The following is a 10649-nucleotide window of genomic DNA, read 5'->3' as shown; positions in this document are numbered from 1 at the left end:
GGTGGGCTGGCGTGCATGATCACGGGCGACCGGGGGGTGGGCTGGCGTGCATGATCACGGGCGGGCGGGGTGGGGCGGCCGAGTGGGGGTGGGGGAGGAGCCTTCAGTGGACGTCGGAGGGCTGGGCCACCTCGGACGACGACCCCTCGCGCCCCGGCGGCACGAACCGGTAGCCCACGTTGCGTACCGTGCCGATCTGGTGCTCGAACTCGGGCCCGAGCTTGGCCCGCAGCCGTCGGACGTGGACGTCCACGGTGCGGGTGCCGCCGTAGTAGTCGTAGCCCCAGACCTCCTGCAGCAGCTGGGCGCGGGTGAAGACCCGCCCGGGGTGCTGCGCGAGGTACTTCAGCAGCTCGAACTCCTTGTACGTGAGGTCGAGCGCCCGCCCACGCACGCGGGCGGTGTAGCTGGTCTCGTCGATGACGACGTCGCCGGCGACGATCTCGGGGGCCAGCGCCTCGTCGTCCGCGCCCAGCAGCGCCCGCCCCATGGCGAGCCGCACGCGGGCCTCGACCTCAGCGGGCCCGCACGTGCTGAGCAGCACGTCGTCGACCCCCCAGTCGGCGCTAACGGCCGCGAGACCGCCCTCGGTGAGCACGAGCACCACCGGCACCGAGACGCCGGTGGTGCGCATGAGCCGGCACAGGGAGCGGGCGTGGGCCAGCTCGCGTCGGCCGTCGACGAGCACGACGTCGGCGGGCGGGGTCTCGACGAGCGCGGACGCCTCGGCCGGCAGCACGCGCACCTGGTGGGCCAGCAGCGCGAGTGCCGGCACGACCTCGCTGCTCGGGGCGAGGTCGTTGGTGAGCAGCAGCAGTCTCGCCACGGGCGGGCCCTCCTTCCGGTGCGGGACGGGCCGGGAGGCGCAGGCGGTACGTCGGCGCGTTGGCTGACCCATCGGGTCGGACGCCGCTGGCCGACTCCGGCAGAATAGGGCACGGCGCCACGGACCGTCTCAGGCCGTGGCGCGATGTCCCGCAGCCTGAGATGCCGCCGCAGAGCACGAGGGAGCGCCCGTGGCCGAAGTGACCGTGCGCTACTGGGCCGGCGCCCGCGAGGCGGCGGGTGTCGACGAGGAGCGCCTCGCCGCCGACACCGTCGTGGAGGTGCTGCAGGCGCTCGCTGCCCGCGGCGGCCGCCTTGCCGAGGTACTCGGCCGCAGCTCGGTGCTCGTCGACGGCCGGGTGGTGCGTGACGACGCGACCGACCTGCGGCTGGCCGACGGCCAGACGGTCGAGGTGCTCCCACCCTTCGCCGGGGGCTGAGCGCCAACTCCGGCGGCGGTCGCTGACCGCTCCGTCGCGAGCAACCGCACCTGGCAAGATGACGGGGTGAGCGACGCACCCACCGCCTCCGAGCCCCCGCGGGCCGCGGGTGACGCGACGGTCGTTCCGGCCCTGCTCGGTGCGCCCCGCGGCGCGGTCGCGTACTGGACGGTGGGGCTGAGCGCGGCGCTCGCTGCGGTGATCGTGCTGGGCTCGTTCGCCGGACCGGTGCTCGCCGCGGCGGCGGTGGCGCTCACCGCGCTGGCCATGGCGTGGGGCTGGCCCGACCTGCTCGACCTGCCGAGCCCCCGCGGCACGCGCGCCGTGGTCGCGCTCGCCGGTGCCGGCTGCGCTCTCGCGGTGGCGGCCACGCCGGACGAGCCGCGCCTGCGGTGGCTGGCCCTGGCCGTGGCTCTGGGGGTGCTCGCCGAGTTCGTGCACCAGCTGGCTCGCCGCGACGCGCGCCCGCGACTGGTCGAGTCCGTGACCGGCTCCGTGATGGGTATCGCGGTGCTGGCGTCGTTGAGCGCGCTCGTGGCCCTGCCCGCCACCGCGGTGAGCGCGACCGGGGTCGTCGTCTGGGGCGCCGGTGTCGTCACGGCGCTGGCCGGCGTCCTGCTGCCCTGGCCCGGGCGGCTGTCGTACCCGGTGGCCGTCGTGTGCGGTGGGCTGGTGGCGGCGCTGCTCGGTGGTCTGTTCGCGCAGGAGACGGTGGTGGTCGGTTTGCTCACCGGACTGGTCTGCGCCACCACCGCGCTGGTCCTGCACCGCATGCTCGCGGTGCTGCCCGCGTCGGCCCGCGCCCCGGGTTGGGTCGCGCTGGCGGTGGCCCCTCTGGCGTCGTCCGGCGCCGTGGCCTACGTCCTGCTGCGCCTGCTGGTGGGCTGAGGCTCGGCGCCGCGCTACTTCGTGCGGGCGGGGTTGTCGGCCAGGTAGCCGGGAAGGTCGTCGTCGTGCAGCGCCTTCGACAGCTCCTGCATGCGCCCGGTGTCGAGGACGTCGATCGAGGCGCCGGCAGGGCTGCGGCCGAACCCGGTGATCGGCGCCTGCACGAAGACGATGTCGTCGCCGCGCAGGTTGCGCATGGAGACCGCGGTGGAGCGCAGCTCGCCCTGGTCGAGCGCGCCGTCAACCGTGAGGCTGCTCGCACCCGCCTTCATCAGGTCCATGAGCTTGCCGGGGTTGGTGGCGACGTCCTTGCTGACGCCCTTGAGCAGGATGCCCTTCACCACCTGCTGCTGGCGCTCGACGCGGTCGAGGTCACCGCCGGGCAGGCCGTGGCGCTGACGCACGAAGGCGAGGGCCTCATCGCCCTGCACCGTGATGCGGCCCTCGGGGAACGTGTACGGCGGCACGGTGGAGGCGTACCGGTTGTCGACGCTGACCCCGCCCACCAGGTTCGTGAGCTGACGCATGCCCTCGAAGTCGATCACCGCGACGTGGTCGATCCGCGTGTCGGTGAGCTGCTCCAGCGTCGAGACGAGCAGCGGCGTGCCGCCGAAGGTGAACGCGGCGTTGATCTTGTTCTTGCCGTGGCCGGGGATGTCGACGTAGAGGTCGCGGGGGAAGGCGATCAAGTAGATCTTGTCGCGCTTGGCGGTCACGTGGGCGACCATGATCGTGTCCGACCGCTGGCCGGTGATCTTCGACGGCCCCTCGCCCGCGCGGCTGTCGGACCCGATGAGCAGGTAGTTGAGCGCGCCGGCGCCCGGGCCGTCCTGCGGCTTGGCCGGCCTGTCGGTCAGGCCCTGCATCAGCGAGGTGTCGCGGTGGAGGTTCGAGGCCACCGCGCGGTCGAGCATGAAGAGGTAGCCGGCCACGGCGACGACGATGAGCAGCAGCACCACCCCGATGCTGATGAGCGCGATGCGCAGCGTGCGGTGACGGGGCGTGCGGTGACGGGGCGTGCGGGAGCCGACGTCGTTCGGCACCGGCTCGGTCTGGGTCGCGGACACCCACTGAGGATAGGTCGTCACGCGGTGTGAGCGGCCCTTCCGCGCGTAACGGGACGAACCTCTTCACAGGATCAGTACACGAGAGCCTGCGCGCCCTCGCTGAGCACCTCCTCGACGAACACGGCGGCCCCCGCCACCCGGACGCCGTTCAGCAGGTCGTCGACCACGAGGTCGCGCCGGACGGCGCACTGGCTGCACACCGTGACCTGGCCACCCGCGAGCAGCGCGCCCAGCAGGTCGCCGAGGGGAGCGCTGTGCGGCAGCTCGAGCTGCTCGGCCCGGCCGGGGAGCGCGAGCCAGGTCGCCTCGCCGGTCAGCCACAGGCTCACCTGCGCTCCCGCGGCCAGGGCGGTCGCCGCGACGGTGAAGCCTTGCGTGCAGCGCTCGGCGTCGTCGGCGCCGGCCGTGACCTTGACCACGAGAGAACGTGCCATGGTGGCCACCGTAGCGGCGGCCGATAGCATCGGGGCCGTGAGTGCTCTGGAGATCGTCTACACGTCCGTGCTGGTCGCCACGTCCGTGGTGATCGGCTGGTTCGCGGTGTTCGTGGTCTACCGCCTGTTCCGCGGCCAGCGCTGAGCCGTGGAGATCACCCCTGACCTGCCCGCCCCGCTCATGCCGCTCGCCTGGCTGATCGGCCGCTGGGAGGGTGCGGGCGTCGTCGGCTACCCGACGATCGAGTCGGCGAACTTCGGCCAGGAGGTCGAGTTCCGTCACGACGGCCGGCCGTTCCTGCACTACCGCAGCCAGGCGTGGGAGCTGGACGGCGCCGGAAACCGGGTGCGCCCGCTCGCCAGCGAGACCGGCTTCTGGCGTCCGGGGGAGAACGGCGACCTCGAGGTGCTGCTCACCCACCCGACGGGCTACGTCGAGATCTACGTCGGGTCGGTCGAGGGCCCGCGCGTCAACCTGCACACCGACATGGTGGCCCGCACGCCCACCGCCAAGGAGTACACGGCCGCGCAGCGCATGTACGGCCTGGTCGAGAGCGACCTCATGTGGGTGATGGACATGGCCGCTGTCGGCCAGCCGATGCAGTCCCACGCGTCGGCCCAGCTCAAGCGCGTGGAATGAGTGACGCGCCACGGACGCTGACCCAGGCATGAGCCTCGACACCCTCACGAGCCCGCTGCTGACCCGACCCGGTGCGGTGGCGGCCGACGGTGTCGACGCCGGTGTCGCCTGGCACTACGGCGACCCCACCCGCGAGCAGCGGCTGCTCGAGGAGGGGGTGGCCGTCGTCGACCTCTCGCACCGCGCGGTGGTCACGGTCACCGGCCCCGACCGCCTCTCCTGGCTGCACTCCATCACCAGCCAGCACCTCACCGACCTGGCACCGCGCACCTCCACCGAGGCCCTGATCCTCAGCCCCAAGGGACACGTCGAGCACGCGCTGCACGTCGTGGACGACGGCGAGAGCGCCTGGATCACGGCCGAGCCGGGCACCGCCGAGGCGCTCATCGCGTGGCTGCGCAGCATGCAGTTCATGCTCCGGGTCGAGGTCACCGACCGCTCGGCCGAGTTCGCCGTGCTCGGTGAGCCCGTCGGTCGCGAGAGCGCGGACGGCGAGCCGCTGGCCTGGCGCGATCCGTGGCCGCACGTGGCGCCGGGCAGCGTGTCGTACGCGGCGGTCGACGAGGCCGACCACCCGGCGAACGGCCGTGCCTGGCGCGAGCTGCTCGTCCCGCGCCGGCAGCTGGCGGAGGTCGTCGGTGAGCGCCCCCTGGCCGGCACGTGGGCCGCCGAGGCGCTGCGGGTCGTGGCCTGGCGGCCCCGGCTCGGCTTCGAGACCGACCACCGCACGATCCCGCACGAGGTCGACTGGCTGCGCACCGCGGTGCACCTGCGCAAGGGCTGCTACCGCGGCCAGGAGACGATCGCCCGCGTCCACAACCTCGGCCGCCCCCCGCGGCGCCTGGTGATGCTGCACCTCGACGGCTCCTCCCACCACCTGCCCACCTCGAACACGGACGTCGAGCTGGACGGGCGGCGCATCGGTCACGTCACCACCGCGGCCCGCCACCACGAGCTCGGTCCGGTGGCCCTGGCCCTGGTGAAGCGCAACACGGCCCCCGACGCCGTCCTGATCGTCGACGGCGTGAGCGCCGCCCAGGAGCTCGTCGTCGCGCCCTGATGGCAGGATGTCGGCCATGCCCGGCACCATGATCACCGTCGCCCCCACTGGCGCCGAGACCGCGAAGTCCGACGTCCCGCAGCTGCCCACCACGCTCGACGAGCTGGTGGCCGAGGCCAAGGCCTGCGAAGCGGCCGGTGCGTCGCTCATCCACGTGCACATCCGCGACGACGAGCACCAGCCCACGCTCGACCCCCAGCGGCTGCGCGACACCGTGCAGGCACTGCGCGAGCAGACCGACCTGGTCGTGCAGCTGTCGACCGGCGGCAGCGTGCACGACCCGCTCGAGTCGCGCCTGAACGTGCTCGACGCCGAGCCGGACTCGTGCTCGCTCACCTGCGGCACCACGAACTTCGGCGACGACGTGTTCCTCAACCCCTACCCGTTCATGGGCCAGCTCTACCAGCAGGCGCAGGAGCGCGAGGTGGTGCCGGAGTTCGAGCTGTTCGACCTCGGCCACGTCGCGGCGCTGCGCCGGCTCATCGACACCTACGGCCTGCCCTACGGCGGCAAGGTGCACGTCGACTTCGTCACCGGCGTGCCGGGTGGCATGCCGGGCACGGTCGAGGCGCTGGTGGCCGGGGTGCAGATGCTGCCCGCCGAGGTGACGTCGTGGTCGGCCACCGGCATCGGGCGCACGCACCTGCCGATCGCCGCCGCGGCGCTCGCGATGGGTGGCCACCTGCGAGTGGGTATGGAGGACAACCTCGTCTTCGCCAAGGGCCGCCCGGTGCGCGACAACGCCGAGCTCGTCGAGCGCGCAGCGCACCTCGCGACCGTGATGCAGAGACCGCCCCTGTCCACCGACGAAGCGCGTAGCCTGCTCGCTGTGCGCGACCGCCGCGCACCGAGCCAGTCGAGCTGAGGATCCATGACGACGCAGCCGCACGAGGGTGGACGCCGACCGATCGACCGCGTCCTCGCACCGTCCTTCGCCCAGGGTCTGGCGGACCTGCCGATCGACGAGCTGCGCGAGCGGCGGCACCTCGCCGAGCAGGAGGAGGCCGACCTCAGCTACGCCCGCCGCCTGCTGCAGGGGCGCATGGACCTGCTGCGCGCCGAGCAGCGCAGCCGCGCCGGTGACGGCGCCGTTCCGGCCGGCAGCCGCTCCGACCAAGAGCTGGCGCGTGACCTGGCCAGCGTGCTCGCCGACGGCCCGCGCAGCGACCACGGCCTCGGGCGGCACCTCACCGCCGAGCCGAGCCGGGTGGGTGAGCACCGCCGGGCGGCCGAGAGCGCCGTGGACGACGTCCGAGCCAGCGACCCGTCGTCCCTCAGCGACGCCGAGCTGACCCACGCCCTCGAGCACTTGGCGGCGCTGGAGTCGTCGGTGAGCGAGTCGCGCCACCGGGTGCAGGGTGTGATGGACCTGCTCACTACCGAGGTCGGCCGCCGCTACCGCGAGGGCGAGACGAGCGTCGAGGACGTCCTCGCCGCCGAGTGACCCTCGGTCACAGACCGAGATGAAGCCGCAAGGCGTGCCCTAGCTCGACGACGAGCTGGGACGGCAACGCGCCGACGGATGGTCCAAGTCGACGGACGTCGATGCTTCGCACCTGCTCGGTCTGTGCTTTGGAGTCCCTCGGCAGTCCGGATGCCACCGCTGGCACGAGCACCTGGAAGTCGAACACCCGGTCGACGTTCGACGTGAGAGGCACGATCGTCACGACGCCTCGTCCCCGAGCGGCTGCGGCGGCGTTCGCCCCGTTGTTGCTCACGACGACGACCGGTCGGACCTTGCCTGCCTCTGATCCCCGAGCTGGTTCGAGATCGGCATACCGAATCTCGCCGCGCCTCATCGAGCGCCGAGACCGTCGCCCGTGACTGCCTCCCATGCGGCGGCCTCGCCGCTGTGCTCCCACTCGTCGAACGCAGCCGCGTAGTCACTCTGTAGGCGAGCCGCCCGCAAGACAGCGATGGCGTCGTGGATGGCAGCGGAGCGTGACGGGCGACGCTGCTCGTGGACGTAGGAGTCGAGGAACTCGATGTCCTCGCGAGGCAGGCTGATGCTGACCTTCATACCGGGATGCTACCTGGGGTAGTACTCGTGTACCACCCAGCGGATGATCAGCCCTGGGCGTGTGAGGGGGCTCACGGCCTGCTCGCTTGCATCTGCTAACTGCAGCAAGCACAGTAGTAAGCGTGAGTTCGATCAAGGACGACCTGGCTGACCTCGGCGGCTTCCTCAAGGAGCAGCGGCACAGCGCCAAGCTGTCGTTGCGCCAGCTCGCCGAGGTGGCGGGCGTCAGCAACCCCTACCTCAGCCAGATCGAGCGCGGTCTGAAGAAGCCGAGCGCCGAGATCTTGCAGTCGCTGGCCAAGGGCCTGCGGATCAGTGCGGAGTCGCTGTACGTGCGGGCCGGGATCCTCGAGGAGCAGGACGCCGGTCAGGTCGAGGTGAAGGCCGCGATCCTCGGCGACGCCGGCCTGAGCGAGCGGCAGAAGCGCGTGCTGCTCGACATCTACGAGTCGTTCTGCGCTGAGAACGCCCGCGTCGAGGAGCCGGCCGCCCGGCCGGCGCCCCGCGCGGCCACCAAGGCCACTTCGAAGGCCACTGCGAAGGCCACGAAGAAGGCCGCCAAGAAGGCCGCCACGAAGACGGCGAAGAAAGCCGCGCGCAAGCCGGCCCCGACGACTCGGTCGACGGCGGCGTCGACCGCACGGACCACCCGAAGCAGCGACCGAAGGAGCACCTCATGACTCTCGTGAACGACATCCGCAAGACGGTCACCGACCGGACGCCGGTGCTGGCCCTCGTGGGCGCCACCGACCTCGTGGTCGAGAAGGCTCGCGACGCTCGGGCTCGTGGCGCGCAGCTGCGCGTCGAGGTCGCCCGCCTCAACCTCGACGTCAAGGCGCTGCCCGGCCAGGCCCAGCAGGTGCCGGTCGTGGCCCTCAACAAGTCGATCGAGCTGGCCGGCAAGGCCGAGGAGGCGTACGAGGACCTCGCGGCGCGCGGTGAGAAGCTCGTCGCCCGCATCAAGCGCCAGAAGGCGACGCAGGACCTCATCGCCCAGGGCAAGGTCACGCTCTCGCGCGGCAAGGCCGCCGTCACCACCGTCCGCCACGCGGCCGTTGACACCCGCACCGCGGCCAAGGCCACGGTGACCACGGCGAAGCGCGAGGGCAGCGAGGTCGTGGCCGACACGCAGAAGTCCGTGGCCAAGCGCACGACCGGCACCAAGTCGGCCGCCAAGCGCACCACCACGACCGCCAAGAAGCGCACCACGCGGGCGAAGAGCACCGCGAAGGCCACCGTCACCAGCGCTCGCAAGACCGCTGCGGCTGCCGCGAAGGCGACCGAGGCCAGCGCGAGCAAGGTCGGCGACTGACGCATCGAGCGTCGGAGGGGACGGGCCGCGCGCCGGCCCGTCCCCTTCACGTCCTCGCCTAGACTCCTCTCATGTTCGCTCTCGGGTCCGCGCAGGCCCTCGTCTTCTTCGCGCTGGGTGTGCTGGCCTTCATCGTCCAGCTGGTCGCCCTCGTCGACGGCGCCCGGCGCCGTACCGACGCCTATGTCGCCGCGGGCAAGATGACCAAGCAGCGGTGGATGATCATCCTCGGCGTAGCGGTCGCGATCGGCTTCATCTCGTTCAACGGCGCCTTCCTCAGCCCGTTGAACTTCCTGAACCTCGCGGCCTTCGTCGCAGCGGCCGTCTACCTCGTCGACGTGCGGCCGGCCTTGAACCAAGTGCAAGGCGGCGGCCGCGGCGGGTCAGCCGGCCCCTACGGTCCATGGTGAGCCGGCCGGACGACGCGCAGCCGCAGGTCGCCGACCCGCGCGAGGCGTTCTTCGTCGCCGAGCGCCCCTGGGGTCAGTTCCAGCAGTTCGTGTCGAACGAGCGCGTCACGGTCAAGATCATCACCGTCGAGCCCGGCCACCGGCTGAGCCTGCAGAAGCACGGCCACCGCGGCGAGTTCTGGCACGTGCTCGACGTGCCGATCGACGTCACCGTCGACGACCGCTCGTGGACGGCGCAGCCGGGCGACGACGTGTGGGTGCCCTGTGGCGCCGTCCACCGCATGGCCAACAAGAGCGACCGCGCCGGCCGGCTGCTCGAGATCGCGTTCGGTGACTTCAACGAGTCCGACATCGAGCGGCTCGAGGACGACTACACCCGCTGACGGCGCGGCACGCCTGCGCGAATCCTCAAGCGCCGGCCGCCACGAGTCGAAGATCACCTCGTGCAGGGCCTCGTGCGCCGGTTGGCCGCGGTGTTGGACGTCACCGACACCGCCGCTGCCGCGCGGCTGGGCATCGTGCTCGTCGTCTTCGAGGGCGCGGTCGTCGCGAGCACCGGCGTGTGGCTGCACGCCTCGGCCGGTGCGGCCGGCGTCCCGCTCGCCGTCGGAGTCGGGCTGATCGTCGCGGGGCTGAGTGCTGCGGCTCTGCCCTGGCAGCGCTGGCCTCGCCGCAGCGTCGCCACGCTGCCCGTCGTCGCCATCGGCGTGCTCGGCTGTCTGGCGTTGGGGCCGCCGCGTGCGGCGGCGCCGTACGCCGGCCTGCTCGCGCTGTGGTTCCTCTTCGCGGGCCTCGCTGCCCCGGCGGGTACGTCGCTGACGCTCTTGATGCCTGCGGTGTCGGTCTACCTGCTCATGCTGGGCGAGTTCGACGCACGCCACCTCGTGCGTGGCGTGCTCGCGGGCTGCACCTGGGTCGTGATCGCCGAGGCCATGGCCGCTCGCGCCGCATTCAGCAGCGGACGCACCGCCGCCCTCGAGCGCCAGGCCGCGACCGACGCCCTCACCAGTGTGCTCAACCGGCGCGGCCTCGACACGGCCCTCGTCGGCGCCGCGCCCGGCGACGCGGTCGTCGTGCTCGACCTCGACCACTTCAAGCTCGTCAACGACCGGCACGGCCACGCGTACGGCGACGCCGTGCTGGTCGACTTCGCCCGCGTGCTGCGTGAGGCCGTGCGGGCCAGCGACGTCGTCGCCCGGCTCGGCGGCGAGGAATTCGTGCTGGTGCTCCACCAGGCGGCGTCGCCAGCGGTGGTGACGGCCGTGCTGCACCGGGTCCGCGAGTCGTGGCACCGCCTGGGCCACGACGTCACGTGGTCCGCGGGAGCGGCCGACGTCGCGCCGTCCGAAGACCCCTACGCCACGCTGCGTCGCGCCGACGGCGCCCTCTACGCCGCCAAGGCCGCCGGGCGCAACCGCGTCGTCACCGCCACCGCGCCGGACGAGTTCGGCGCGCCGCCGCCAGCCCAGCAGATCGTGGGCTCAAGCCCGCAGGCCGTTGCGACGACAACTTGGTCGTGAGCAGGTTCAGGCAGCGGGTCGCCACAGTCGTCG

At 72.4% G+C, this 10649-nt stretch carries 16 protein-coding genes; 11 read left to right on the top strand and 5 right to left on the bottom strand.

What is annotated here, in order from left to right:
* Window positions 1-103 precede the first annotated feature (103 nt).
* Window positions 104-826, bottom strand: coding sequence for a response regulator transcription factor (locus ASD06_RS15150; RefSeq protein WP_056679552.1), 723 nt, complete (start codon window positions 824-826; stop codon window positions 104-106).
* A 190-nt stretch (window positions 827-1016) separates the two neighbouring features.
* Here ASD06_RS15150 and ASD06_RS15145 point away from each other — a divergent pair, with 190 nt between their 5' ends.
* Together ASD06_RS15145 and ASD06_RS15140 are read left to right on the top strand one after the other, a co-directional pair.
* Window positions 1017-1265, top strand: a complete 249-nt coding sequence (locus ASD06_RS15145) for a MoaD/ThiS family protein (protein WP_056679549.1) — start codon at window positions 1017-1019, stop codon at window positions 1263-1265.
* Between the two features lie 66 nt (window positions 1266-1331).
* Entirely contained in the window at window positions 1332-2153 is an 822-nt protein-coding gene (locus ASD06_RS15140; RefSeq protein ID WP_056679546.1) for a hypothetical protein, read from the top strand.
* A 14-nt stretch (window positions 2154-2167) separates the two neighbouring features.
* Here the strand turns inward: ASD06_RS15140 and ASD06_RS15135 are convergent, their stop codons facing one another.
* Both ASD06_RS15135 and ASD06_RS15130 read right to left on the bottom strand, forming a co-directional pair.
* Window positions 2168-3220, bottom strand: a complete 1053-nt coding sequence (locus ASD06_RS15135; protein WP_056679543.1) for an LCP family protein — start codon at window positions 3218-3220, stop codon at window positions 2168-2170.
* 71 nt (window positions 3221-3291) lie between these two features.
* Window positions 3292-3654 (bottom strand): DsrE family protein, encoded by a 363-nt coding sequence (locus ASD06_RS15130; RefSeq protein ID WP_056679542.1) that lies wholly within the window; start codon window positions 3652-3654, stop codon window positions 3292-3294.
* 181 nt (window positions 3655-3835) lie between these two features.
* Between ASD06_RS15130 and ASD06_RS15125 the strand changes: the two genes are divergently transcribed.
* From ASD06_RS15125 to ASD06_RS15110, 4 genes are read left to right on the top strand one after another with little or no spacing between them, the layout of a single operon-like run.
* Complete coding sequence (locus ASD06_RS15125) at window positions 3836-4294, top strand: FABP family protein (protein ID WP_056681026.1); 459 nt, start codon at window positions 3836-3838, stop codon at window positions 4292-4294.
* A gap of 28 nt (window positions 4295-4322) precedes the next feature.
* Window positions 4323-5354 (top strand): folate-binding protein YgfZ, encoded by a 1032-nt coding sequence (locus tag ASD06_RS15120; RefSeq protein WP_056679540.1) that lies wholly within the window; start codon window positions 4323-4325, stop codon window positions 5352-5354.
* Window positions 5355-5370: 16 nt separating this feature from the next.
* Window positions 5371-6219: a 3-keto-5-aminohexanoate cleavage protein gene (locus ASD06_RS15115; RefSeq protein ID WP_157371747.1), complete on the top strand. Its 849-nt coding sequence runs from the start codon at window positions 5371-5373 to the stop codon at window positions 6217-6219.
* Window positions 6220-6225: 6 nt separating this feature from the next.
* Complete coding sequence (locus ASD06_RS15110; protein ID WP_056679535.1) at window positions 6226-6798, top strand: hypothetical protein; 573 nt, start codon at window positions 6226-6228, stop codon at window positions 6796-6798.
* Between the two features lie 7 nt (window positions 6799-6805).
* Here ASD06_RS15110 and ASD06_RS15105 read toward each other — a convergent pair whose 3' ends face one another.
* Window positions 6806-7153 (bottom strand): type II toxin-antitoxin system PemK/MazF family toxin, encoded by a 348-nt coding sequence (locus tag ASD06_RS15105; protein WP_056679532.1) that lies wholly within the window; start codon window positions 7151-7153, stop codon window positions 6806-6808.
* Window positions 7150-7374, bottom strand: a complete 225-nt coding sequence (locus ASD06_RS15100; protein WP_056679530.1) for a ribbon-helix-helix domain-containing protein — start codon at window positions 7372-7374, stop codon at window positions 7150-7152. The genes ASD06_RS15105 and ASD06_RS15100 overlap by 4 nt, the downstream gene beginning before the upstream one ends.
* A gap of 122 nt (window positions 7375-7496) precedes the next feature.
* Here ASD06_RS15100 and ASD06_RS15095 point away from each other — a divergent pair, with 122 nt between their 5' ends.
* From ASD06_RS15095 to ASD06_RS15075, 5 genes are all read left to right on the top strand, one after another.
* Entirely contained in the window at window positions 7497-8054 is a 558-nt protein-coding gene (locus ASD06_RS15095) for a helix-turn-helix domain-containing protein (RefSeq protein WP_056679529.1), read from the top strand.
* Window positions 8051-8686, top strand: coding sequence for a hypothetical protein (locus tag ASD06_RS15090; RefSeq protein ID WP_056679528.1), 636 nt, complete (start codon window positions 8051-8053; stop codon window positions 8684-8686). The genes ASD06_RS15095 and ASD06_RS15090 overlap by 4 nt, the downstream gene beginning before the upstream one ends.
* A 71-nt stretch (window positions 8687-8757) precedes the next feature.
* Entirely contained in the window at window positions 8758-9096 is a 339-nt protein-coding gene (locus ASD06_RS15085; protein ID WP_056679523.1) for a DUF2516 family protein, read from the top strand.
* Window positions 9093-9479: a phosphomannose isomerase type II C-terminal cupin domain gene (locus ASD06_RS15080; protein WP_200942239.1), complete on the top strand. Its 387-nt coding sequence runs from the start codon at window positions 9093-9095 to the stop codon at window positions 9477-9479. Before ASD06_RS15085 ends, ASD06_RS15080 begins: the two co-directional genes overlap by 4 nt.
* A 60-nt stretch (window positions 9480-9539) precedes the next feature.
* Complete coding sequence (locus tag ASD06_RS15075) at window positions 9540-10616, top strand: diguanylate cyclase (protein ID WP_056679517.1); 1077 nt, start codon at window positions 9540-9542, stop codon at window positions 10614-10616.
* Window positions 10617-10649 lie beyond the last annotated feature (33 nt).

This window comes from Angustibacter sp. Root456, assembly GCF_001426435.1.
In the GTDB taxonomy this organism is placed as follows: domain Bacteria; phylum Actinomycetota; class Actinomycetes; order Actinomycetales; family Angustibacteraceae; genus Angustibacter.
Note: the sequence above shows the minus strand (reverse complement) of the source record. Positions and strands in the feature narration are given on the sequence as shown.

Bases quoted from the DNA above. Each gene is read 5' to 3' on its own strand.
- ASD06_RS15100 (WP_056679530.1), bottom strand. From the start codon at position 7,374: ATGAAGGTCAGCATCAGCCTGCCTCGCGAGGACATCGAGTTCCTCGAC.
- ASD06_RS15125 (WP_056681026.1), top strand. From the start codon at position 3,836: ATGCCGCTCGCCTGGCTGATCGGCCGCTGGGAGGGTGCGGGCGTCGTC.
- ASD06_RS15130 (WP_056679542.1), bottom strand. From the start codon at position 3,654: ATGGCACGTTCTCTCGTGGTCAAGGTCACGGCCGGCGCCGACGACGCC.
- ASD06_RS15110 (WP_056679535.1), top strand. From the start codon at position 6,226: ATGACGACGCAGCCGCACGAGGGTGGACGCCGACCGATCGACCGCGTC.
- ASD06_RS15120 (WP_056679540.1), top strand. From the start codon at position 4,323: ATGAGCCTCGACACCCTCACGAGCCCGCTGCTGACCCGACCCGGTGCG.
- ASD06_RS15105 (WP_056679532.1), bottom strand. From the start codon at position 7,153: ATGAGGCGCGGCGAGATTCGGTATGCCGATCTCGAACCAGCTCGGGGA.
- ASD06_RS15090 (WP_056679528.1), top strand. From the start codon at position 8,051: ATGACTCTCGTGAACGACATCCGCAAGACGGTCACCGACCGGACGCCG.
- ASD06_RS15115 (WP_157371747.1), top strand. From the start codon at position 5,371: ATGCCCGGCACCATGATCACCGTCGCCCCCACTGGCGCCGAGACCGCG.
- ASD06_RS15085 (WP_056679523.1), top strand. From the start codon at position 8,758: ATGTTCGCTCTCGGGTCCGCGCAGGCCCTCGTCTTCTTCGCGCTGGGT.